Origin of the sequence: Pseudomonas veronii (assembly GCF_001439695.1) — a bacterium.
In the GTDB taxonomy this organism is placed as follows: Bacteria; Pseudomonadota; Gammaproteobacteria; order Pseudomonadales; family Pseudomonadaceae; genus Aquipseudomonas; species Aquipseudomonas veronii.
The window spans coordinates 55,875-78,549 of sequence record NZ_JYLL01000008.1 but is presented as its reverse complement, the minus strand read 5'-3'; the positions used below and the strand labels follow the sequence as shown (position 1 = coordinate 78,549).

Sequence of the window (22,675 nt, the reverse complement as noted above, 5' to 3'; positions counted from 1 at the left end):
GAGCGTTTGAGGCGCGGCGCGCCCATTCTCCCGGTACCTGGCTCAAGTGTGGGCGGGTGCCCTTAGTTGATTCGAGGCATGGAACCTCATCCCAACAGCCGCCATTCGATGTTTTGCTCATTGACTGTGATGATGTCGGGCGGCAAAAAACGCGGCTTAACGGCCGCGGGTCTGCCGGTTGTCGGTTCAAGAAGTTTGGCTTTGGCCAATTGCTGGATCAGTGCTTCGCTGGGCTTTTCTGGTGGGACGTTGGCCAGGCGTGCTTCCAGCCATTGCAGTTTGCCGTCCCAGGCGGGGAGTTTGGCGGGGGGTAGGGGGAGGATGTCGTTGATTTCGGGGACTTTGGGGGCGGCATAGGAGTAGTTTGCGAGAATTCGCCAGATTTTTTCATAGCGTTCGGCGCGCTCCAAGTCTTCCTGTTGACCAATGTAGTACAACTGGTCATCAGGCTGAGGGCCACGAAAGCCTTTGCCCAAACGAGAGGCCGAACTTTCGTCGCCGGCAGCCACCCCCATCTGTAACACTTCGAGTGCCTGCTGGAAGAGCCCCATATTTTTTAGGTTGATGCCGAGGGCGCCAGCTGCATCACCGTGCCCCTGCTCAGCGGCACAGCGCCGCATTTGTCGAGCAATGTCAGGGGCGATATTAATGGGTGCCAGCTTGTCGCCTACAAAGGCTTGGGCCAGGGCACTCCCCTGATCAGAAGCCTTGCGGAAGTAGCGCAGAGCCATTTCCGGGTCTTGTTTTAGCCCAGCCGAACCGCTTTTCAGAAAGAGGCCGATAAAGTAGTACCCCGTCGCCACATTCGCGTCGATCAGTTGCTGGCTCAGGCGCAGATGCTCATCCCCTCTGAGCTTGAACTTTCCACGCATGGTCCCGTTCTGCAAGTTGATATTGGCCTTGTAGTGACCGTTCTCAGCGGCAATTCGATACAGTCGTTCAATCTCGGCATCAACGGTCTCGTCCTGCTTTAGCTGGTTATTTTTCTGCAACCAGCGGGCGTACTGGAATAGAACGTCGGTTCCGGCCGACGGTTGGGGAATGGTCTCGTGTACGCAGGTAAAGGTCAGTTTTTCCTTAGCCTCGGCGATCGGGTTCATGGGAAGGTCCTGGTTCAGGTCAGTAAGGGCATCGCCGTTATTACAGGCGGCCAACAGCAGGCTTGATAGCAGAAGCAATCGGCGCATCAATCGAGTTCCTTCACGGTCTTTCCACCCTAATAATGTCGACGCGACTGATAGAGCCGTACCGCCGCCGGTTGTCTTGTCGCCGACGCGAAAGATGCCTTGCATGCCTCACCCCAACAGCCGCCATTCGATGCTTTCCTCATTGACCGTTATGATGTCGGGCAGCAAAAAACGCGGCTTGTGACTCTCAACCTGCAGGGTGGGCATGATCTCGTTCTTCTCGAAACGGCGGATCACGCCATCGTTGAACCGCGCGTAAACATCGCGACTCAGGCTGAATGCCCGCCAATAGCCAGTCTGGGGGCAGGCCTGGCCGCTGGAACAGGTCGGTTCGGGGTAGCTGGCCTTGATGAACGCGGGGGAGTCGGGCGTGGGTCTGCCGGTTGCAGGTTCAAGGAGTTTGGCTTTGGCCAACTGCTGGATCAGCGCTTCGCTGGGCTTTTTTGGCGGAACATTAGCCAGGCGTGCTTCCAGCCATTGCAGTTTGCCGTCCCAGGTGGGGAGTTTGGCGGGAGGTAAGGGGAGGATGTCGTTGATTTCGGGGACTTTGGGGTTGGCGTAGGAGTAGTTTGCGAGAATTCGCCAGATTTTTTCATAGCGCTCGGCGCGCTCAAGGTCCTCCTGCTGGCCGAGGTAGTCCAATTTATCGGAGGGAGGAGGACCACGGAAGCCATCTTCCAACCAACCCGCAGAGGTTTCATCACCCGCCATCACGCCCAATTGAAATGCCTCAAGTGCCTCCTGGTACTGATCATTGCTTTGAAGGTTTACGCCCAGAGCGCCAGCGGCCTTACCATTGCCCTGTTCTGCTGCACAGCGGCGCATTTGCCGAGCAACGTCCGGCGCGATGTCAATCGGCGCCAGTATGTCCCCCACTTCGTATTGGGCTTGCGCGCTGCCCTGATCGGCGGCCTTACGAAAGTAACGCAATGACATGGCCGTATCCTGCTTCAGCCCAGCCGAGCCGCTTTTCAGAAAGAGGCCGATAAAGTAGTACCCCGTCGCCACATTCACGTCGATCAGTTGCTGACTCAGGCGCAGGTGTTCGTCGCCACTGAGCGTGAAGTGGCCGCGCATGGTGCCGTTTTGCAGGTTGATGTTGGCTTTGTAATGGCCATTCTCGGCAGCAATCCGGTACAGGCGCTCGATCTCGGCATCAACGGTCTCGTCCTGCTTGAGCTGGTTATTTTTCTGCAACCAGCGGGCGTACTGGAATAGAACGTCGGCTCCGGCCGACGGTTGGGGAATAGTCTCGTGTACGCAGGTAAAGGTCAGTTTTTCCTTAGCCTCGGCGATCGGGTTCATGGGAAGGTCCTGGTTCAGGTCAGTAAGGGCATCGCCGTTATTACAGGCGGCCAACAGCAGGCTTGATAGCAGAAGCAATTGGCGCATCAATCGAGTTCCTTCACGATCTTTCCACCCTAATAATGTCGACGCGACCGATAGAGCCGTACCGCCGCCGGTTGTCTTGTCGCCGACGCGAAAGATGCTTCACCCCAACAGCCGCCATTCGATGCTTTCCTCATTGACTGTGATGATGTCGGGCAGCAAAAAACGCGGCTTGTGACTCTCAACCTGCAGGGTGGGCATGATCTCGTTCTTCTCGAAACGGCGGATCACGCCATCGCTGAGCCGCGCATAAACATCGCGACTCAGGCTGAATGCCCGCCAATAGCCAGTCTGGGGGCAGGCCTGGCCGCTGGTGCAGGTCGGTTCGGGGTAGCTGGCCTTGATGAACGCGGGGGAGTCGGGTGTGGGTCTGCCGGTTGCAGGTTCAAGGAGTTTGGCTTTGGCCAACTGCTGGATCAGCGCTTCGCTGGGCTTTTCTGGTGGGACGTTGGCCAGGCGTGCTTCCAGCCATTGCAGTTTGCCGTCCCAGGTGGGGAGTTTGGCGGGAGGTAAGGGGAGGATATCGTTGATTTCGGGGACTTTGGGGTTGGCGTAGGAGTAGTCCGCTAGCAGGCTCCAGATTTTTTTATAGCGGTCAGCACGTTCGAGGTCTTTCTGTTGGCCGAGGTAGTACAGTCCATCGGTAGAAGGAGGACCAAGGAAGCCTTTACTCAAAAAAGATGCCGAGGTGTCATCTCCCGCAGCCACTCCCAATTGGAATGCCTCAAGTGCGCTCTGGTACTGGCCCAGTCCTTGAAGATTGACACCCAGGTCGGAAGCCGCATCACCATGTCCCTGCTCGGCGGCGCAACGGCGCATCTGGCGGGCGACCTCTGGGGCCATGTCGCTCGGTGCCAGCTTGTCACCCACAGAGTACTGAGCGTGGGCACTGCCCTGATCGGCCGCCTTGCGAAAATAGCGCAATGACATAGCCGTATCCTGCTTCAGTCCGGCAGAACCGTTCTTCAGGAAAACGCCGATAAAGTAATATCCCATTGCCACGTTCACGTCGATCAGTTGCTGACTCAGGCGCAGGTGTTCGGCACCGCTGAGCGTGAAGTGGCCGCGCATGGTGCCGTTTTGCAGGTTGATGTTGGCTTTGTAATGGCCATTCTCGGACGCAATACGGTACAGCCGTTCGATCTCCAGATCGACCGCCTTATCCTGCTTGAGCAGGTTGTTTTTCTGGAGCCAGCGAGCGTATTGGAACAGCTCATCGGCCTCGGCGGACGGCGAAGGAATTTGCTCGTGTACACAGGTAAAGGCCAGCTTGGTTTTGATCTCGGTCAGTGGGTTCACGGCAGGGTCCTGAGTAGGGTGAGTAGGGGCGCTGCCGTTATCGCAGGCAGCCAGCAGCAGGCTTGTCAGCAATAGGAGTCTGCACATCAGTCAAGGTCCTTCACGATCTTTTCGCCGTAGTGAAATTTGACAAGTGGGGCCCAGGGCACTCCTGTTTTCTTATCTGCCTGTAGATCTTTGTTTTTTTTGATGATGCCCGTCCAAGCATCGAACGCCTCCTTCGGATCATCCTGCGCCCCCCTCCCATCCGTATGCAGATCCCACAACCGTCGCCGCAACGCCCGCGTCACACTCATCCACTCATGCGCAATGTTCAGCTCGCTATCCACCTGCATGCTGCGCGTGTTGATATTCGCCGAGCCGTGGGTGGTGAACACGTCATTGACGATCATCAGCTTGGAATGGATGTACACCGGCATCCACTGCTGCCCCGCCGGCGAATCAGGCGCGACCAGTGAGCACACGTGGATTTTCAGGCCTGGGCGCGACTCTGGTTCAAGCGTGCTTTGCTCAATCGCCGCGATCTGGGCTTTGAGAGCTATCTGTCGAGACGCATTGTTTCTGGCGGCGTCCCGTTGGGCTTCACGGGCCTTATCGCTTATCTCGCCACCCCCCAGTGCGTCGGTCAGGCTGGTCAACGTGAGCAAGGCTTGTCGCTCAAGCAGTTCAGCCAAGGTCGGCGTCTGCGCGTTGGCTTGGGCTTTGGCCTGTTCAATGCGCTGCAACTTGGTGATTTCAGGAATGGTATCGCCGCGTCCGAGGCTTTCGAGCATGCGCTGGGTGTTCAAGCTCCCCGGCCCCACGCCGTCTGGGCTGGCGTTGGTGATTACAAACAGGTGTAAGTTTCCATGCAGACCCGGATCACGCCCAGCGCCGGTTTGGACTTCGGCCGCCGCTTTGATGGCCTCGGCCAATGGCGGCCAGCGAAAGTACTGGTTCTCGATGTAGATGAATTGGGTCGCGTTGTTGACCGCCTTCAGGTAGATCTTTTCGATATCGCGCTTGCCGTCTTGTGCCTGGGTACGCACGATTTGGGCCAGCTGGCGGGTGACGCCGGGGGCGCATTGCAGTTGGGGGGCCACCGCCATCGCTTTGCGCGATGCGAGCAGGTCTTCACCGGTTTCCTTGCGCCAGGCAGTGGCGAAGTTATGGTGCAGGTGCTCTAGAATCGGCCCGCTGATCTGGCTGGAAATATCCTGGCGTGGTGTGTTGCCACGCGGCCCGCGATTGGGTGCAGGCTTGCTGCCCTCGGTGCGGTTCAGTGCTGAGTGCTTGTCGGTGTCCCAGTACTCGTCGAGCATGTTGTGGCCCATGACAAAACCAACGGCGCGGTCTGTCTGTTCATAGTCGATCAGGACGGTCTTCTGATGGTGGGTCGCAGTGCTGGCCAGCACGCCCAACGTGCTGAGGCTGAGCTGTGGGTCGAGGCTTTTGTATTTGGCCTGATAGGCAATTTCAGCCCGTTCATACATGCTGAAACCGCGGCCGACAAACACCGGCACATTACGAGCCACTCGGATCGCGGGCGCTAAGTGATCGGCGAATGCACATCGGGAAAACCATTTCCGATCTTCGGTATATTGGTCAGCGGTGGAGCTCTGCATCGCCCGATCCTTGATACGAAGCGGTCCTTTACCGGGAAGGTTGGCCTCGCCCCCTGCGCCCGCAGCATTGAACGGCATCTCCCAACCGAGCACCCGAACCTCGATCCCTTTCCCGGCTTTGGTCATCAGCAGTTCGCCAATGCTTGGGGCACTGCCATCGCGGATAAAGTACATCGACGGTTGAAACCCCCAGCAGATGATGTCGATGGTTTTAGTGGCTTGGGCGATAGCCAGATGCACGGCCTCGAAGGCTTCTTCACCGTTGATCAGCGGCTTATAGGTGGCTTTCGCAGGAGGGTACTCGGTGTTCGGCACGTACCAGGGCGCAGAGCAGGTCACCTGCTGTGTGTGTTGCAGGGCGACGGGGGCGACGATATCGGGTTCAGTCATGAAGTTTTCCCTTCCTGGTCATTGATCACGGCGGCATACAGGGCACGGTGATCCGTGTGCGATGTGGGTTGGCTCACCTCGGTGTCGGCTCGCGAGAGGTGGTTGTGCATGCCGCCATTGGCCAGGTGTGCTTGTTCGGCATTGCGATAGTCAGTAGGCACCGGGATCTGGTAGCTCACCCCGTTGGCCAACACCATTCGGTACTGCTGCGTCACGACCGCGTGGTCGATCGACACTTGCCCGGACTTGTCCAATACGCCGTGATTGAGCACTGCACCATCGGCGTAGAGCGTGTAGGGCATGCCTGCCCAGCCTTGATCAGGGGCATTGGGGGTTTGCGGCACGTTGAACCGCAACGCTTGTTTGAACAGGCTTTGTGGGTACTCCGGATCTGCGGCTTTCTGGCTGGCTGGACCGAGGGCTTCGAAGTACGCCGATTTGATCAGGTAGTCGCCCAGGGTCCCTGACTCGATGCTGCTCGCATCGAGGGTGATGTAGCTGCCGCCGGCATTCAGGGTGATTTTCTGCTTCGCGACGATACGGATTTCATCTTCGCTGCTGATGATCTCCAAACCATGGCGGGCCATCAGTTGCAGCGCGTCGTTTTGTGCCTGGATTTTTACCGGGCCCTGGTTGGCGATCAATTGGATGCCCAGCTTGCGCACGAACAGGCTTACCCCTTGTCCCACGCCGATGAACAGGCGCTTGACCACACTGATATCCGCCTCGGCTCCGGCGTTGATCATCAGGTTGTCCTGAGCGGCCAATTGCAGGTGCTGGCCGCTGGTTACGGCAACGCCTTGGGGGGCGCTGAGCAATACGACCGAGGCCTTGAGTTGATCGAGCTGGTCTCGCATCAATTTCAGTTGCGCTTGCACATCCGCTGGATCTGCGTTGGCGGCCTGGGCATCGGTCGATAATCCTTCCAACTGGTCACTCGCCTGTTGCAACCGGCCCAGCGCGGCGCTCATTTCCAGCATGTGTCCCTGAGCCTTGGGTTGTGCGTCGGCACTGATCAAGATCCCACTGCCGGCACGAATGGCGGCATGCCCATCGGTCCGCAACTCCGCGCCCTGGCCTCGCGGTTGGCGCTTGGCATCAACCAAATGCCCCAGGTTGAGCTGGCTCTTACCACTGTGCTCAGTACTGAGCTTCACGTGTTCTTGCCCTCGCGTGTCGTCCATGCGCAATTTGTTATTGGCGGGGGTGCGCAAGACGTTGCGTTTGTAGTTGCGCAAGGTCACATGGTCAGGATGCTGGCTGTCGTGCAGGGCATGGGCGATGTAGGGCCGGTCGGGGTCGCCTTGTTCAAAGGCGATCGCCACTTCGGTGCTGGGGATCAACGGCAGGTGCAAGCCGTGGGTGTCGCCGGCGTAGGGCCTGGCCAGGCGCAGCCAGAGGCTTTCTTCGCCGGGTTTCCAGGTGTCGCGGTCGAACAGGAAATTGACCTTGTAGCGGCCTTCGATGTCGATGTGGCCGTAGGGGTCGTGCTCCTGCGGGCTGGTGACGCGGGCCGGGACGGTGCCGGCGATCCGAGGTTTTGGCGGCAGTGCTGGGCGAAAGCACACGGTTTCCGAGTAGGGAATGGCTTCAAAGTTGATTTCAAAACTGCGATCGCGGGCGGCGTGGGTGGTCAGTTGCGTGATCACCGCGCCGGGAGCAAAGGCTTGCGGCGCGCCGCCGGAGATGTTCAGGACCTGGCCGGGCGCCAGGGCGGCGCTACTGCTGACGCCGCTGAGTCGGGTCTGGCCGTTGAGGTAACGCTCGTGACGCAGGCGAGCATAGAAGTAGCCACTTTCGCTTTGCAGGTCTTCGTCATGGGCGTATCGGTCGCCCATCCCCGTGTACGCTTCGGCGTAGTGATAAGCCTCGCCGTAGGTACCGCTGGCGCCACGCGTTTGGTCGATCTCGCCATTCAGGTGAGCGTTGGCCACGTGGTGATGGTAGGTGCGGATGTTGACGCGTTTTTCCACCACGTGGTGGCTCGATTGCAGGCCCCACGTGCTGTCTTTTCCGCTGCTGCTGAGCCCGGATTGCGGACGGTAGGCCAGCTCGACATCGAACGTGTAATGACGCTGGTCGTCGTGAAATTCCACCACGTCGATGTTCAACCGCTCATCGTGGGTGAAGCGATACCAGATGCCCACATCGGCCAATAAGCGCGAGATAAAGGCCAGGTCGCTTTCGCCATATTGCATGACCTGCTCGCGCCTGGGGTATTCGCGCACCAGCTTGAAGAGGAAGTCCTGGCCTTCAAAGTCGTGGCGGCTGCGCAGGATGCTTTCGACGATCTGCGGGACAGATTGGTGTTGATAAATGCGGAACTGGCGGCCTCGCCCAAGCAGGGCCAGGCGCGGTTGCAGAGTGATTTCGTAGCGGGCTTCATCAACGGAGCCGGACAGGCGTTTGAAGCCGGTAACCACGCCGTGCAAGACACGCAGCGGTTCGCTCGAGGGCACGCTCAGGCCGCGAAAGGGCGGAGGCTGCGGCGCCCCGTACAGACTGAAGCAGGCGTTTTGGCCGAGCATCTTTTCAGCGGCAATGTCGCCGTCGGTGCTGGTGAATTCCACAGCATAGTTGAATGGTTGGCTCAGGCCTTCTGTGCCCTCGAAGGCCAGGACGTCGAGCGACTCGTCAACATCGCAAACAGTGAGCGTGTGCCGACGATGGTCGAAGAAAACGCTCGGTAATACGCTGGAAGCCATTCCTTTTACTCCTAGGCGCGAAAGCCCGAAGAGTAAAGATTTGGTCTCGGTGATTAATGTCGGAAGATTCGCCTTTACGAGACAGCCACTTCCTGAACGTGTTTTTGCGCTCCCGCTCACACAGGGAATGCGGCGTGCTCGACGATGTCCTCAGTGAGGCGCCGAACTTGGCAATTTGGCGTGTCATCCTACAACCATGGTTTTCATGGTCAGCGCTGTATCCGCAGAATACCCAGATAAACGGCAATATTTCAGATTGACAGCGCAGAGGGCGCCCGCTATAAAAGTCACAGTTGTACGACGACATATGACGTTACATATGTCTTATCTAACAAAAATAAAAAGTGATGCCATGAACTTGAACGAGCCCATCAACGCCCATCGCGTGGGCCAAGCGGTAGGCAACTATCGCTGGACCATCTGCGCGATGCTGTTCTTCGCCACCACCGTCAACTACCTCGACCGCCAGGTGCTCAGCCTGTTGGCGCCACAGTTGTCCACGCAATTTGGCTGGAGCAACACCGATTACGCGAACATTGCGGCGGTGTTCCAGTTTGTCTATGCGATTTCCATGCTGTTCGCCGGGCGGTTCGTCGACAAGATCGGCACCAAGGCGGCCTATGTCGTGGCAATCGGCATCTGGTCCACCGGCGCCATCATGCATGCGTTCGCGGTGCCGATGGGCGAGGGGATCGCGGCCGTGAGCGGCGCGATTGGCCTGGCGGTGATTCCGGTGTCGATCGCGGGCTTTATGCTGGCCCGTGCGGTGCTGGCGATCGGCGAGGCGGGCAACTTCCCGATTGCGATCAAGGCCACCGCCGAGTATTTCCCCAAGAAAGAACGCTCGCTGGCCACCGGTATTTTCAACTCGGGCGCCAACGTCGGCGCGATCCTGGCGCCGATCTGTGTGCCGCTGATCGCCGGGGTGTGGGGCTGGGAAGCGGCGTTCATGATCATCGGCATGCTCGGCTTCATCTGGGTCGCGGTGTGGGCCGCGCTGTATGAAAAGCCCGATCAGCAAAAACGCCTGTCGGCCGAGGAGCTGGCCTACATCCGCAGCGATCAGACGGTCCAGCCGTTCACCGCGCAGTCTGCAGGCGCGGCGTCGCAAAAAGTCTCATGGTTCAAACTGCTGACCTATCGCCAGACCTGGGCCTTTGCCTTCGGCAAGTTCATGACTGACGGCGTGTGGTGGTTTTTCCTGTTCTGGCTGCCGACTTATCTGTCGGCGCAGTACGGCATGAAAGGCGCCGATATCGTCATGCCGCTGGCGGTGCTGTACAGCATGACCATGGTCGGCAGCATCGGCGGCGGCTGGTTCCCCAGCTACTTCATGGCGCGTGGTGATGCGCCCTACGACGGCCGCATGAAAGCCATGTTGGTCATCGCGCTGTTCCCGCTGGTGGTGCTGCTGGCGCAACCGTTGGGCTACATCAGCTTCTGGGTGCCGGTGTTGCTGATCGGCGTGGGAGCGTCGGCGCACCAGGCGTGGTCGTGCAATATCTTCACTACCGTGTCCGACATGTTCCCGCAGAAAACCGTGGCCTCGGTGGTCGGTATCGGCGGCATGGCCGGTGGCCTGGGCGGGGTGGTGATGACCAAGGTCGGCGGCTGGGTGTTCGATTATTACAAGTCCATCGGCGATATCCACACCGGCTACATGATCATGTTCGCGATCTGTGCGCTGGCGTACCTGGTGGCCTGGAGCGTGATGAAGACGCTCGTGCCGCGCCACAAGGAAATCACCGACCTGTAAACCGGGCGGGGCTTGAGTCGTGCCAGCCCCGCATCACAACGCACGCGCCCAGGTCTGGCTGATCAATGGCTTGCCGAAACTGAGAGTGGGCTCTTCTTCAACCAGCTCAAAACCGGCTTTCTGGTAGAGCCTGCGTGCGTCGGTGAGGGCGCTCATGGTCCACAGCATCATGCGCGTGTACCCGGCATGTCGGGCAAAGCGCAGGCATTCGTCCACCAGACGCTGGCCGATGCCCAGGCCCCGCGCACTCGCGTCGACGTAGAGCATGCGCAACTTAGCGGTGCTGTCGTCATGGCGCACGACGAACACTGAACCTACCACCGCGCCGTCTTTCTCCGCGATCCAGCAGCGCTCACGGGTCGGGTCGAACTCGCGCAGGTACTTGGCGACAATCTCCGCCACCAACGCTTCGAACTCCCAATTCCATTGGTATTCTCGCGCATACAGTGCCGATTGCTGCTGCACCACCAGGCCCATATCGCCAGGTTGGGGGTCGCGCAACACGTAGTTCGGCGTGCTGCCTTGCAGCAACGTCTGAATGCGCTGCATGGCTGCGGTCAATTGCTGTTGTTGCGGCTCGGGCAAGGCACTCAATAAGGCCATGACTTCTTGCTGGGTTTTCTCTTCCAGCGGAGCCAGGACTGACCGGCCGAGGTCGCTGAGGTGCAGTTGCACCGCGCGCGCATCGGTGATCGAGCGGACTTTCTGGATCAAGCCCTTCTTCTCTAGCCCGCTTATCAACCGGCTCAAATAACCCGCGTCGAGACTGAGCATCTGACACAAGTCGGCGCTGGTCAGGTCGCCACGCGAGGACAGTTCGTACATCACCCGGATTTCGGTGAGGGAGAAGTCGCTTTGCAGCAGGTGTTCCTGCAGCACGCCGATCTGGTGCGTATAGAAACGGTTGAAGCCGCGCACGATACCGGCGCGCTGCACAAGCAGGGGAGTGGACATGATGTGCGCTCTAATAGTTGCCTTGGGCAATTATATTGTTGCCTTAGGCAATCATGTCAATATGTTTAATTCAGCCGAACAGCACCTTCATCAGCGCGGCAACGATGGCTTCCGGTGCGTCTTCCTGCACCAGATGCCCCGCGTGCGGGACGCGAATGCAGGTCGGCTCCGCCAGCCGGCTCGCGAGTGCGTCGCCTTGCGCCACGGCGAGCCACTGATCTTCCTCGCCCCACAGCAGCGTCACCGGGCAGCGGATCTCGGCGAGTCGCTGTTCGATCGCGTCGGTGTAGCGTTGATCCATCTGTGCGATCTGTCGATAAAAGGCCATCTGGCCTGTTTCGCCGGTCCACGGTGCGACATAGGTTTGCAGCACCTCGGCCGGCAGCGGCTTGAAGGCGGCACCTTGGATGTAGGCGTGCACAATTGCCTCGTGGATATATGCCGGTGCTTCGCTGAACGCCGATTCGTGCAGACGCACGTGCTGGATCAATGGGGAGCCCCAGGGCGCCATCGCGACGGGATCGACCAAGGTCAGGCTGGCGTAGTTGCAGCCATCCAGCAGATGGGCGCGCAGCGCCGTGGCACCGCCGAAATCGTGGGCGAGCACGTGCGGGCGGTCCAGTTGCCAATGCTCGAGCAGCGCCGTGAGCAGGGTGTTTTGCATGCCGAGGGAGACGTCCTGGCCGGGGGCTTTTTCCGACTGGCCGTAGCCGAGCAGGTCGTAATAGAACACGCGACACCGTTGCGCGAACAACGGCGCAATACGCCGCCAGACCTGGGACGAGAAGGGCGTGCCGTGAACCATCACCAGCGCCGGTCCCGCCGTGCCGATGTGCCCCCAGCGCACGGCCTGGCCGTGGAAATCAAAGGTGTCGGGTAATGCAATGGCGTCACGCACGATGGTCATCGATGAATCTCCTGTGAGGATGATGCGAACGGTTATGAACACGCCGCCCGACACCGGCGAATGTTGAGGAGTGCGCAGCGGTCATCAGGCTTATCCATGAGGCCGTGCCTGCATGGTGCATAACCCCGATGCTGTGCTACAAACGAGTTCTCGGCCCTGAATGCATAACTTCAGATTATGAATATGTTCGGCAAAACCTTACCGCCGCTCGCCAGCTTGTTGCCCTTCGAGGCGGCGGCGCGCCTGGAGAGTTTCTCCAGGGCCGCCGATGAGCTGCACATCACCCAGGCCGCCGTCAGCCGGCAGATCCGCGGGCTTGAGGACAACGTCGGGGTGAAGCTGTTCTGCCGGCGCAATCGCGCGGTGTTTCTCACGCAAGAGGGGCGTGAACTGGCGCAGGTGGTCAGCCAGGCACTGCTCAGCATCAGCGAGAAGGCCGCCGCTCTGCGTGCGACGCCCCAGCGCAACCGTGTGGTCCTGCTCTGTCAGTTGTGCGAAGCGTTTTACTGGCTGATGCCGCGGCTGTCGAGCTTCCACCAGCAATACCCGGCCATCGAAATCCAAGTGGTGACGTCCACCCGGCCACTCGCCGAATTCAATGACCACTTCGATGTGGCCCTGCAAAGCACGCGGCGCGCCAGCGGGCCGCATGCGTTGATGTTCTCTGCCGCCGACGAGGTGTTCCCGGTGTGCAGCCCGGCCTACCTGAGTGCGGAACGACCGCTGCACCTCAGCGAGCTGCAGCCCTGTACGTTTTTGCACCACAGCTCCGAGCCGCCCCATTTGATGGAGTGGGACAGCTGGTTGCAGGTGTTCGGTCAGACGTTGGCCAGCGACGCGCGCAGCGCCACGTTCGACAGCTACCCGCTGATGCTCCAGGCCGCTGTCGAAGGGCATGGGATCGCCATGGGCTGGCGGCGCACCGCGAGCCGGCTGATTGAAAGCGGGGCGCTGGTAAGGCCGTGTGTCGAGAGCGTGCATTTACCGCAGGCGCTCTCGGTGTACCGGCAGCAGGGAGGCGGCAACCACCCCGAGGTGATGGCGCTGTTGGCCTGGCTTGAGGCGCAGTTGCAGAATGAGGGCTGACGGGAGCGAAACCGCTTGCGCCAACCATGTGGCAATGTAAGCGTTCTACGCGTATTTCAAACATCCTTCGACAGCGAAAACGGAGCCTTTCCTTATGCCCACCCTGCACCTGCTGTGCGGCAAGATCGCCTCGGGCAAGTCGACGCTTGCCAAGGCGCTCGTCAGTGAACACGCCGCCATCTTGCTCAGCGAAGACCTGTGGCTGGCACAACTCTATCCCGGTGAAATACTCGCGGTGGCCGATTACGTGCGCTGCGCCCAACGCATTCGCGGGGTCCTGGGGCCGCTGGTGATCGATCTGCTGCAGTCGGGCGTCAACGTGGTGCTGGACTTCCCGGCGAACACCCTGGCCAGTCGCGAGTGGTTGCGTGGCCTGGCCCAGGCCGCACAGGTGGAACATCGCCTGCACTATCTGGAGCTGGATGACGACACCTGCCGCAGCCGCCTGCATGCTCGCAATGCCCAGGGTGAGCATGACTTTGCCGCGACCGATGCCGAGTTCGAACTGATCACCCGCCACTTCTGTGTGCCGAGTGAGGACGAGGGCTTGGTCATTGAGGTCCATCGCCCATGAGCATGGAATGGCCAGCGGGATTTCAGCGCTGATGTCATCGGTCACGCCGACACTGACGCGGCGTGACCGTTCTGTCACGGCTCAGTAGACATCGCGCAAGTAACGCTTCTGCTCACTCATCCGCCGCCAGTAATCGACGGCGCTCTCGACGCCCAGCCCGCCGTGGCGATGGGCAACCTGGCGCAGCGCCTGGTCGACATCCTTGGCCATGTGGCTGGCATCCCCGCAGATATACAACTGCGCGCCTTCCTGCAGCCAGCGCCACAGCTCGGCGCCGTGTTCGCGGATGCGATCCTGCACGTAGATCTTCTGCGCCTGGTCGCGGGAAAACGCCAGGCTCAGGTGGCTGAGCAAACCGTCGCGCTGCATGCCCTGCAGTTCATCCTGGTAGTAAAAATCGCTCGCCGCATGTTGCTCACCGAAAAACAGCCAGTTGCGGCCCTGATGCCCCAGGGCCCGACGTTCCTGCAAAAACGCGCGGAAGGGCGCCACGCCGGTGCCGGGGCCGATCATGATGATCGGCACATCGCCGTCGGCGGGAAGCCGGAAGTGCTTGGAGGGCTGCACGAACACCGGCACTTCGCCGTTGCCGGCACGGTCGGCGAGGAAGGTGGACGACACCCCCTTGCGCTTGCCGTAGCGCACGGCCGCCACGGTGAGGTGGACTTCACGCGGGTACGCCTTGGCGCTGGACGCGATCGAATACAAGCGCGGTTGCAGGCGCTTGAGCGTGCCGAGCAGTTCGTCCGCCGAGCAGTCGACGGGGTATTCGTGCAGCACGTCCGCCAGTTGCCGGCCCCACAGCCAATCTTTCAGTTCGGCTTTGCGCTCAGGTTCGAGCAGGTGTTTCAGGCCTGGCTTGGCGCTGCGTGCGGCAATGAAGGCCAGGGTCTCGCTGTTGGGCCGGGCAATTTCAAAGTGCTCGGTCAGGGCCTGGTGCAGCGGCACGTCGCCGAGTCTGTCGATGTTTACGCAGGTGCTGGAACCCAGGCGCGTCAGCTCGAGCAACTCGCTGACCAGTTCCGGGCAGTTGCGTGGCATCACTCCCAGGGCGTCGCCGGCTTCGTAGGTCAGCGCGGAGTCCGCCAGGTCCAGGGAGAACTGGCGGGTTTCCTTGTGCGGGCTTTGCTGGTTCAGGTGCAGGTTGAGCAGCAACCGTGACGCATGAGGTTTGGGTTTGCCGCTCGGCGTGGCGAGCGCGATGGGCGTTGCCGGGTTGAGGGTGTGTAGGAACTGTGTGAACCAGGCATCGGCGCGCTCTTCGAATTCGGTATCGCAGTCGACGCGCTCCAGCAAGCGCGTGGCGCCCAATTCGAGCAGGCGCCGGTCGAGTTGTTTGCCGTGCTGGCAGAACTGGTCGTAGTTGGGATCGCCCAACGCCAGTACCGCGAAGCGCAGCGACTCCAGGCGGGTTTCGGCGAGGGTCAGGCTGTGCCAGAAACCTTCGCCGTTGTCCGGCGGGTCGCCGTCGCCGAAGGTGCTGCTGATCAGCGCGAGGTTCTGCGTGTGCGCCAGTTTGCTCGCGGGGAAGTCCGCCATCGCGCTCAGCTCCACCGCGATGCCGCCGGCGCGCAGGCGTTGGGCAAAGCGCTCGGCCAAGGCTTCGGCGTTGCCGGTTTGCGAGGCCCACAGCAAGGTGACGGCCGGGGTGTCGGCAGCGGGCGCCGGTGCCACGGCGCTGGCCTCGGTGCGGCTGAACAAGCCGCCCAACAGGCCGTCCAGCCACAGCCGCGCGTCCCTGGCCACGGGCGCATTCGCCGGCAGTGTCGGAACACCGCTGGCCTGGCGCGCAGCACTGGATTGCAGGCCACTGAGAAAACCGGCGAGGTAGGTACGCTCATTGTCGCTCAATGACGGCGACGGCAGGTTGCGGATGCCGACCAGGTCGGCGAAGGCGTCGAGGCGCGACATGGCGAGTTCCTCTGTTAAGGGGGAAACGGGGTGGGCGGCCGGTGCCGATACATCGAGGAACTGGTGCTCGATCAGCTCGACCCGTTGCAGGGCGACCGCACAGAACTTGAACTCGGGCTGCAACGAAATCGGGTCGACCGCGTCATGGGTCACGGCGTTGATCGCCAGGTTGTCGCCGAACACATCGTTCCAGTGAAACGGCGCAAAACAGTTGCCCGCCCGCACACGGTCGCTGATCACCGCAGGCAGCACGGCGCGGCCGCGTCGTGAGCGCACCTCGACCGGGTCTTTGTGCTTGATGCCCAGGCTGGCGGCGTCGTCGGGGTGGATTTCCACGAAAGGGCCGGGGTTGAGTTTGTTCAGCGTGGCGACCTTGCCGGTCTTGGTCAGGGTGTGCCACTGGTGTTGCAGGCGGCCGGTGTTGAGCACGAACGGGAACGCTTCATCGGGCATTTCCGCCGGGGACAGGTGCGGGCGCGGGAAAAACCGGGCTTTGCCGTGTTCGGTGGCGAAAACGATCGTCGGCTGGCGGCCGTCGGCGTCGGTCTTGAGGGGCTGGTTGATGCCGTTGTTCAAGTAGCGGATCGGGTTGCGCTCTGCGGCCTCAATCGACGCGCACGGCCATTGCAGCGGTCGTTCGCGCAGGCGCGCATAGCTGGCGCCGCGAATGTCGTAGCCGGTGGCGGGGTTCCAGGCGCGCTTGATCTCGTCGAACACCTCGGCGGCGGACGCATACGTGAAAGCGTCGGCGAAGCCCATTTCGCACGCGACCCTGGCGATGATCTGCCAGTCGGCCAGCGACTCGCCGGGTGGCTCCACGGCTTTTTGCATCAGGGTCAGGTTGCGCTCGGAGTTGATCATCACCCCTTCGGCTTCGGCCCACAGCGCGCCGGGCAAGAGGATGTCGGCGTAGCGATTGGTCTCGGTATCGAGGAACGCATCCTGGGTGATCACCAGTTCGGCGCTTTGCAGCGCTTCGATCACGGTCTGGCGATTGGGCGCGCTGGCCACCGGATTGGTGCAGATGATCCAGCAGGCTTTGATCTGCCCGGCCGCCATTTGTTCGAACATGCCCACGGTGCCACTGCCGGCCTGGCGCGGCAGGCTGTCGGCGGGCAGGTTCCACAGTGCTTCGATAAATGCGCGGTCGGCGTCGACCAGCACCGAGCGCTGCCCAGGCAGGCCGGGGCCCATGTAGCCCATTTCACGACCGCCCATGGCGTTGGGTTGCCCGGTCAGGGAGAACGGCCCGCTGCCGGGGCGGCAGATCGCGCCGGTGGCTAGGTGCAGGTTGCACAGCGCGTTGGTGTTCCAGGTGCCGTGGGTGCTTTGGTTGAGGCCCATGGTCCAGCAGCTCATCCACTCGGCGGCCTGGCCGATCCAGTCGGCGGCTTGGCGGATGTCGGCTTCGGCCAGGCCGGTCAGTTCGGCGACCCGATGCGGCGGGTAGTCTTCCAGAAAGCCGGGCATGGCCTCCCAGCCTTCGGTGAACGCGGCGATAAAGGCCGGGTCGGTGTGCCCGTTTTTCACCAGCAGGTGCAGCAAACCGTTGAGCAGCGCGAGGTCGGTGCCCGGTTTGATCGGCAGGAACAGGTTGGCCTTGTCGGCCGTGGCGCTGCGCCGCGGGTCGACCACGATCAGTCTGGCGCCGGCCTTGACCCGGTCCATCATGCGCAGGAACAGGATCGGGTGACAGTCGGCCATGTTGGCGCCGATCACGAAGAACAGGTCGGCGCGGTCGAAGTCTTCATACGAGCCGGGCGGCCCGTCGGCACCGAGGGAGAGTTTGTAGCCGCTGCCGGCGCTGGCCATGCACAGGCGTGAGTTGGATTCGATATGCGCGGTCCGCACAAAGCCCTTGGCCAATTTGTTGATCAGGTACTGGGCTTCCAGCGACATCTGCCCGGACACGTAGAACGCCAGGGCGTCCGGGCCATCGCGGTCGAGGATGGCGCGCAAGCGGCCGGCGGTCTCGCTGATGGCCTTGTCCATGCCGATCCGCACCGGGTCATGCTCCCGCGCCTGGCGCAGGTAGGCGTTTTCCATGCGGCCGGACTCGGCGATGGCTTGCCCGCAGGTGGTGCCTTTGGTGCAGAGCCGGCCGGCGTTGGTGGGGTGGGCCTTGTCGCCGATCACCTTGACCACGCGGTTGTGCTCGACCTGCATGACGATGCCGCAGCCCACGCCACAATAAGGACACACGCTGCGTACACTTTGGTTTGCCATCGGTAACCCTCGGATCATTTCTGCCGCCCATAAAAAAACGCCCTGCAACCCTCCGTTGGAAACGGGGATTACACGGCGCCTTTGTCGTGAGTGGCAGTCTGCGTTGACTGCTTGGTATGCGTATTCCTAGCAAGTCACGCGCCAGGTTTTTCACACGCCGCTGTGACGGGCCTGGTTGCCCCCAGCGCGGGCCCGTCACGCGCAGAAGTGCACTTTTATGACGCCGGAGCGCACCAGTTGGAGGCACAACCAGCGGTGTCTGGCAGGGTTGAGCACCGTTTGCAGCCTTTGCGACGGGCATGGCGGCTGGTTGGCACAGAGCCTGCAAGCACACTGTACAACCCACCTCGGTCAACGACGATCGACAGGCCATACAGGTCATGGGCACCAGCGGTAGAACCGGCGAAGACGTCCGGATCGACCCCGCATCAGAACAGGCAAAGGCGCCTGGAACCGCAAGGTTTCAGGCGTTTTTTTTTGCTTTTTAAACCGTGATGAGCTTTGTCGGGTGCTTGATATGAATTCCACTCTCGCCAGTCTGAAACAGCTGAAAACCCTGATCGTCGTCGGCAATGGCATGGTCGGCCATCATTGTGTGGCGCAACTGATCGAGCGCGGCGCCCTGGAGCACTATCGCCTGCATGTGTTCAGCGAAGAGCCGATGCGTGCCTATGACCGCGTGCATTTGTCCGAATACTTCACTGGCCGTGATGCCGAGTCGCTGGCGTTGTCGCACGCTTCGCTGTACCAGACGCCGGGCGTGACCCTGCACCTGGGGGCGCCGGTACTGGAAATCGACCGCGCCCGCCGTGAGGTGATCACCGCTACAGGCAGCGTGGCGTATGACAAATTGGTCCTGGCGACCGGCTCTTATCCGTTTGTGCCGCCGATCGACGGCGCGCAAGGCGATTCGCGGCTGGTCTACCGCACCCTTGAAGACCTCGATGCCATCCGTGGCGCCGCCGCGAATGCGCGGCGTGGTGTGGTGGTCGGCGGTGGCCTGCTCGGCCTGGAAGCCGCCAACGCCCTGAAAAGCCTGGGCCTTGAAGCCCATGTGGTGGAGTTCGCGCCGCGCTTGATGCCGGTGCAACTGGATGACTTCGGCGGGCTGGCGCTCAAGGCGCAGATCGAGCGCCTGGGCGTGGGCGTGCATTTGTCCCGCGCCACTCAATCGATCAGCGCGGGCGAGCAGTACCGCTATCGCATGAACTTTGCCAATGACGAATTTCTGGAAACTGATCTTATCGTGTTCTCCGCTGGCATCCGCGCCCAGGACGCACTGGCCCGCCAGGCCGGCCTGGAGATCGGCCCGCGCGGCGGGGTGGTGATCAATGATGAATGCCTGAGCAGCGACCCGGACATCTACGCGATCGGCGAGTGTGCGTCGTGGAACGGCAGCCTGTTCGGCCTGGTCGCGCCGGGTTACCAGATGGCCCGAGGGGTGGCCGCCCTGTTGTGCGGGCAGACCGCCGAGCCCTTTGTCGGCGCGGACATGTCGACCAAACTCAAACTGCTGGGGGTGGACGTGGGTTCCATCGGCGACGCCCATGCACACACCCCCGGTGCGCGCAGCTACCAGTTCATCGACGAGGCCAGCGCCAGCTACCGGCGCCTGGTGGTGGACGCCAGCGGCAAGCAGGTGATCGGCGCGGTGCTGGTCGGCGACAACAGCTACTACGACACCTTGCTGCAGTACATGCAGAACGGCATTGCGTTGCCGTCCGAACCGGCCGGCCTGATCTTGCCGTCGTCCGCCGGCGCACCGAGCCTCGGCCCTGGCGCGTTGCCGGAGTCGGCCACCGTCTGTTCCTGCCATAACGTCACCAAAGGTTCGATTTGCGCGGCCATCGACAGCGGTTGCGCCGACCTCGGCCTGCTCAAGGCGCAGACCAAGGCCTGCACCGGTTGCGGCGGCTGCGCCGGTTTGCTCAAGCAGGTGTTCGAGCATGAACTGGTCGCCCGTGGCGTCAGCGTCGACAAGAGCTTGTGCGAACACTTCGCCTACACCCGCCAGGAGTTGTATGCCCTGGTACGCGTGGAAGGGGTGATCACCTTCGAAGAGTTGCTGGCCAAGCACGGCCGTGGCCACACTGGTTGCGATGTATGCAAACCGGCGGTGGGCTCGATCCTCGCATCGTGCTGGAACCAACCGATCATGGACGCCTCGCTGGTGCCGTTGCAGGACACCAACGACACGTTCATGGCCAATATGCAGAAGAACGGCACCTATTCGGTGGTGCCGCGTATTCCGGGCGGCGAAATCACCGCAGAAAAACTCATCGCCATCGGTGTGGTCGCGCAGAAATACCAGCTCTACACCAAGATCACCGGCGGCCAGCGTATCGACCTGTTTGGCGCGCAATTGCATGAGTTGCCGGACATCTGGGCCGAGCTGATCGACGCCGGGTTTGAAACCGGGCACGCCTACGGCAAATCCACGCGCACGGTGAAGTCGTGCGTCGGCAGCACCTGGTGCCGCTACGGTGTGCAGGACAGCGTGAAAATGGCGCTGCTGATCGAGGACCGCTACAAGGGCCTGCGTTCGCCGCACAAGCTCAAGTTCGCGGTGTCCGGCTGCACCCGCGAATGCGCCGAAGCGCAAAGCAAAGACGTCGGTGTGATCGCCACCGAGAAGGGCTGGAACCTCTACATCGCCGGTAACGGCGGCATGCGCCCACGCCACGCCGAGCTGTTCGCGACCGACCTGGATGACGCCACGCTGATCCGCTACATCGACCGCTTCCTGATGTTCTACATCCGCACGGCCGACAAATTGCAACGCACCTCGGTGTGGCGTGAAAGCCTGGAAGGCGGCCTGGATTTCCTCAAGGACGTGATCCTCGACGACAGCCTGGGCCTGGGCGCCGAACTCGAAGCGCAAATGCAACTGGTGGTCGACCGGTACGAATGCGAATGGGCCAATGCCCTCAAAGACCCGGAAAAACTCAAACGCTTCCGCACCTTCGTCAACGACAAACGCCCGGATCCGGACATCCATTTTGTCCACGAACGCGGCCAGCGCCGGCCGATCATGGCCGCCGAACTCAACCTGATTCCCGTCATCGAGGAGCTTGCCTGATGAGCCAGTCCAACACTTTGCGTAACCTTGCCACCTGGAAAAGCGTGTGCAGCGAAAGCGACCTGGTGAACAATTCCGGCGTGGTGGTGTGGTACGACGGCGCACAAGTCGCGCTGTTCTACCTGCCGGACGCGCCGGACCAGACCCTCTACGCCATCGACAACCATGACCCGGAATCCGGCGCGAACGTGATCGGCCGCGGGCTGGTCGGCAGTATCAAGGGCGATCTAGTGGTGGCTGCGCCGATCTACAAACAGCATTACCGTCTGGCGGACGGCCAATGCCTGGAGACACCGCAGCAGCGCTTGCGGGTATGGCCGGTGCGGTTGAATGCGGGGGTGGTGGAGTTGGGGGTGAGTTGAGGCGAGGTCGGCCGAAGGCGCCCATCCTCCAGCTGCCTGCGGCATGTGGAGAATGGGCGCGTGCCTATCCGCCGTCAGCGGTTGAAACGTTCAACCAGTGCGTATTGGGTGGACGCGGTGTGGGTCAGTTCCTTACTCAGGTCCGCGGATTGATGGGCCTGGACCGACGTCTGGTCGGCCAGTTCGGCGATGGTGGTGATGTTGCGGCTGATCTCTTCGGCCACCGCGCTTTGTTCTTCGGTGGCGGCGGCGATCTGGGTGGTCATCTCGGTGATGTGGGACACCGCTTCGCTGATGCCGACCAGCGCCTGGTCGGCCTCAAGCACCCGGGCCACGCCTTCCTGCGCCTGGCGCTGGCCGTGCTCCATGCTTTGTACAGCGTTGCTGGACGACGCCTGGAGCTTGGTGATCAAGTCATGGATCTGGGTGGTGGAGTGCGACGTGCGTTGCGCCAACTGGCGGACTTCGTCGGCGACTACGGCAAAGCCGCGGCCCATATCCCCGGCACGCGCCGCCTCGATCGCGGCGTTGAGGGCGAGCAGGTTGGTCTGGTCGGCGATGCCTTTGATCACGTCGACGACAGTGCCGATTTCGTCGCTGTCGCGGGCCAACTGCGCCACGGTGACACCGGTTTCGCCGACCACGGCGGAGAGGCGCTCGATGGCTTCGCGGGTATCGCGGGCCACCTCGCGGCCACGCCCGGTCAGCACGTTGGCTTGCTGGGTGGCATCCGCGGTGCGCTGCACGTGGCTGGCGACTTCCTGGGTGGTTGCGGCCATCTGGTTGACGGCGGCCGAGACCTGCTCGGTTTCGACGCGTTGACGGTCAAGGCCGGTCGAGCTGGCCGTGGCCAGTCGGTTGGATTGCCCGGCCAGCGCGTTGAGCTGCTCGGCACTGTCCTGCAGGCGGGTGAGGCAGGTCTTCAGCCGGGCGTTCTGGCTGAGGAACGCGGTTTCCAGGCGACCCTGGGGGCCGTGTTCATCGCTGTACATCTGCGCAATCAGCGCATCCGAGGTCGACGGTTCGACGCCCGAAAGCAAGCGTAACGTTGCACGCCGACGCACCTGCGCGCCGATCATGCTCACGGGCACCGCAACGGCTACCGCCACGGCCATGGCCAGCGGCGCACTGAGGAACAGCCCGCCCACGGCACCGGCAAGCCCGGTGGCGACGTAGGGCACGCTGTCGAATAACGTCGACAGCCAACTGTCCCGGCGCGAAACCGCCGATTTGTCCTGGCTCAAAC

14 protein-coding genes are annotated in these 22,675 nt (G+C 61.7%); 5 read left to right on the top strand and 9 right to left on the bottom strand.

The window, feature by feature from the left end:
• Positions 1 to 86: 86 nt before the first annotated feature.
• The 5 genes from TU80_RS12935 to TU80_RS12915 all read right to left on the bottom strand — a co-directional run bounded on the left by TU80_RS12935 (position 87) and on the right by TU80_RS12915 (position 8,574).
• Positions 87 to 1,187 (bottom strand): SEL1-like repeat protein, encoded by a 1,101-nt coding sequence (locus TU80_RS12935; protein ID WP_057004626.1) that lies wholly within the window; start codon positions 1,185 to 1,187, stop codon positions 87 to 89.
• A gap of 108 nt (positions 1,188 to 1,295) precedes the next feature.
• Positions 1,296 to 2,579, bottom strand: a complete 1,284-nt coding sequence (locus TU80_RS12930) for an SEL1-like repeat protein (RefSeq protein ID WP_057004625.1) — start codon at positions 2,577 to 2,579, stop codon at positions 1,296 to 1,298.
• 99 nt (positions 2,580 to 2,678) lie between these two features.
• Positions 2,679 to 3,875, bottom strand: a complete 1,197-nt coding sequence (locus TU80_RS12925; RefSeq protein ID WP_318533473.1) for an SEL1-like repeat protein — start codon at positions 3,873 to 3,875, stop codon at positions 2,679 to 2,681.
• Between the two features lie 86 nt (positions 3,876 to 3,961).
• Positions 3,962 to 5,869, bottom strand: a complete 1,908-nt coding sequence (locus TU80_RS12920; protein WP_046383624.1) for a phospholipase D-like domain-containing protein — start codon at positions 5,867 to 5,869, stop codon at positions 3,962 to 3,964.
• Positions 5,866 to 8,574, bottom strand: a complete 2,709-nt coding sequence (locus TU80_RS12915) for a type VI secretion system Vgr family protein (protein ID WP_057004623.1) — start codon at positions 8,572 to 8,574, stop codon at positions 5,866 to 5,868. The genes TU80_RS12920 and TU80_RS12915 overlap by 4 nt, the downstream gene beginning before the upstream one ends.
• Before the next feature lie 352 nt (positions 8,575 to 8,926).
• Here TU80_RS12915 and TU80_RS12910 point away from each other — a divergent pair, with 352 nt between their 5' ends.
• Complete coding sequence (locus TU80_RS12910) at positions 8,927 to 10,330, top strand: MFS transporter (RefSeq protein ID WP_057004622.1); 1,404 nt, start codon at positions 8,927 to 8,929, stop codon at positions 10,328 to 10,330.
• Positions 10,331 to 10,363: 33 nt separating this feature from the next.
• Here the strand turns inward: TU80_RS12910 and TU80_RS12905 are convergent, their stop codons facing one another.
• Both TU80_RS12905 and TU80_RS12900 read right to left on the bottom strand, forming a co-directional pair.
• A complete protein-coding gene (locus TU80_RS12905; RefSeq protein ID WP_057004621.1) occupies positions 10,364 to 11,284 on the bottom strand; it encodes a bifunctional helix-turn-helix transcriptional regulator/GNAT family N-acetyltransferase in 921 nt (306 codons plus the stop codon).
• 70 nt (positions 11,285 to 11,354) lie between these two features.
• Entirely contained in the window at positions 11,355 to 12,191 is an 837-nt protein-coding gene (locus TU80_RS12900; RefSeq protein ID WP_057004620.1) for an alpha/beta fold hydrolase, read from the bottom strand.
• A 177-nt stretch (positions 12,192 to 12,368) separates the two neighbouring features.
• Here TU80_RS12900 and TU80_RS12895 point away from each other — a divergent pair, with 177 nt between their 5' ends.
• Positions 12,369 to 13,277: a LysR substrate-binding domain-containing protein gene (locus tag TU80_RS12895; RefSeq protein ID WP_057004619.1), complete on the top strand. Its 909-nt coding sequence runs from the start codon at positions 12,369 to 12,371 to the stop codon at positions 13,275 to 13,277.
• A 94-nt stretch (positions 13,278 to 13,371) separates the two neighbouring features.
• Complete coding sequence (locus tag TU80_RS12890) at positions 13,372 to 13,851, top strand: P-loop nucleotide/nucleoside kinase family protein (RefSeq protein WP_046383619.1); 480 nt, start codon at positions 13,372 to 13,374, stop codon at positions 13,849 to 13,851.
• A gap of 81 nt (positions 13,852 to 13,932) precedes the next feature.
• Here TU80_RS12890 and TU80_RS12885 read toward each other — a convergent pair whose 3' ends face one another.
• The gene (locus tag TU80_RS12885) at positions 13,933 to 17,988 is read right to left on the bottom strand and encodes a bifunctional nitrate reductase/sulfite reductase flavoprotein subunit alpha (protein WP_057004618.1); all 4,056 of its coding nucleotides are present in this window, start codon (positions 17,986 to 17,988) and stop codon (positions 13,933 to 13,935) included.
• A gap of 517 nt (positions 17,989 to 18,505) precedes the next feature.
• Here TU80_RS12885 and nirB point away from each other — a divergent pair.
• The gene (gene nirB / locus TU80_RS12880) at positions 18,506 to 21,067 is read left to right on the top strand and encodes a nitrite reductase large subunit NirB (protein WP_017846423.1); all 2,562 of its coding nucleotides are present in this window, start codon (positions 18,506 to 18,508) and stop codon (positions 21,065 to 21,067) included.
• Complete coding sequence (nirD, locus tag TU80_RS12875) at positions 21,067 to 21,429, top strand: nitrite reductase small subunit NirD (protein WP_057004617.1); 363 nt, start codon at positions 21,067 to 21,069, stop codon at positions 21,427 to 21,429. The genes nirB and nirD overlap by 1 nt, the downstream gene beginning before the upstream one ends.
• 74 nt (positions 21,430 to 21,503) lie before the next feature.
• Here the strand turns inward: nirD and TU80_RS12870 are convergent, their stop codons facing one another.
• Positions 21,504 to 22,544: a methyl-accepting chemotaxis protein gene (locus TU80_RS12870; protein WP_411221045.1), complete on the bottom strand. Its 1,041-nt coding sequence runs from the start codon at positions 22,542 to 22,544 to the stop codon at positions 21,504 to 21,506.
• Positions 22,545 to 22,675: the final 131 nt, after the last annotated feature.

Excerpts from the sequence above, each read along its gene's own strand:
- TU80_RS12935 (WP_057004626.1), bottom strand. The coding sequence starts at position 1,187 with ATGCGCCGATTGCTTCTGCTATCAAGCCTGCTGTTGGCCGCCTGTAAT.
- TU80_RS12930 (WP_057004625.1), bottom strand. The coding sequence starts at position 2,579 with ATGCGCCAATTGCTTCTGCTATCAAGCCTGCTGTTGGCCGCCTGTAAT.
- TU80_RS12920 (WP_046383624.1), bottom strand. The coding sequence starts at position 5,869 with ATGACTGAACCCGATATCGTCGCCCCCGTCGCCCTGCAACACACACAG.
- TU80_RS12915 (WP_057004623.1), bottom strand. The coding sequence starts at position 8,574 with ATGGCTTCCAGCGTATTACCGAGCGTTTTCTTCGACCATCGTCGGCAC.
- TU80_RS12910 (WP_057004622.1), top strand. The coding sequence starts at position 8,927 with ATGAACTTGAACGAGCCCATCAACGCCCATCGCGTGGGCCAAGCGGTA.
- TU80_RS12905 (WP_057004621.1), bottom strand. The coding sequence starts at position 11,284 with ATGTCCACTCCCCTGCTTGTGCAGCGCGCCGGTATCGTGCGCGGCTTC.
- TU80_RS12900 (WP_057004620.1), bottom strand. The coding sequence starts at position 12,191 with ATGACCATCGTGCGTGACGCCATTGCATTACCCGACACCTTTGATTTC.
- TU80_RS12895 (WP_057004619.1), top strand. The coding sequence starts at position 12,369 with ATGAATATGTTCGGCAAAACCTTACCGCCGCTCGCCAGCTTGTTGCCC.
- TU80_RS12890 (WP_046383619.1), top strand. The coding sequence starts at position 13,372 with ATGCCCACCCTGCACCTGCTGTGCGGCAAGATCGCCTCGGGCAAGTCG.
- TU80_RS12885 (WP_057004618.1), bottom strand. The coding sequence starts at position 17,988 with ATGGCAAACCAAAGTGTACGCAGCGTGTGTCCTTATTGTGGCGTGGGC.
- nirB (WP_017846423.1), top strand. The coding sequence starts at position 18,506 with ATGAATTCCACTCTCGCCAGTCTGAAACAGCTGAAAACCCTGATCGTC.
- nirD (WP_057004617.1), top strand. The coding sequence starts at position 21,067 with ATGAGCCAGTCCAACACTTTGCGTAACCTTGCCACCTGGAAAAGCGTG.
- TU80_RS12870 (WP_411221045.1), bottom strand. The coding sequence starts at position 22,544 with ATGGCCGTGGCGGTAGCCGTTGCGGTGCCCGTGAGCATGATCGGCGCG.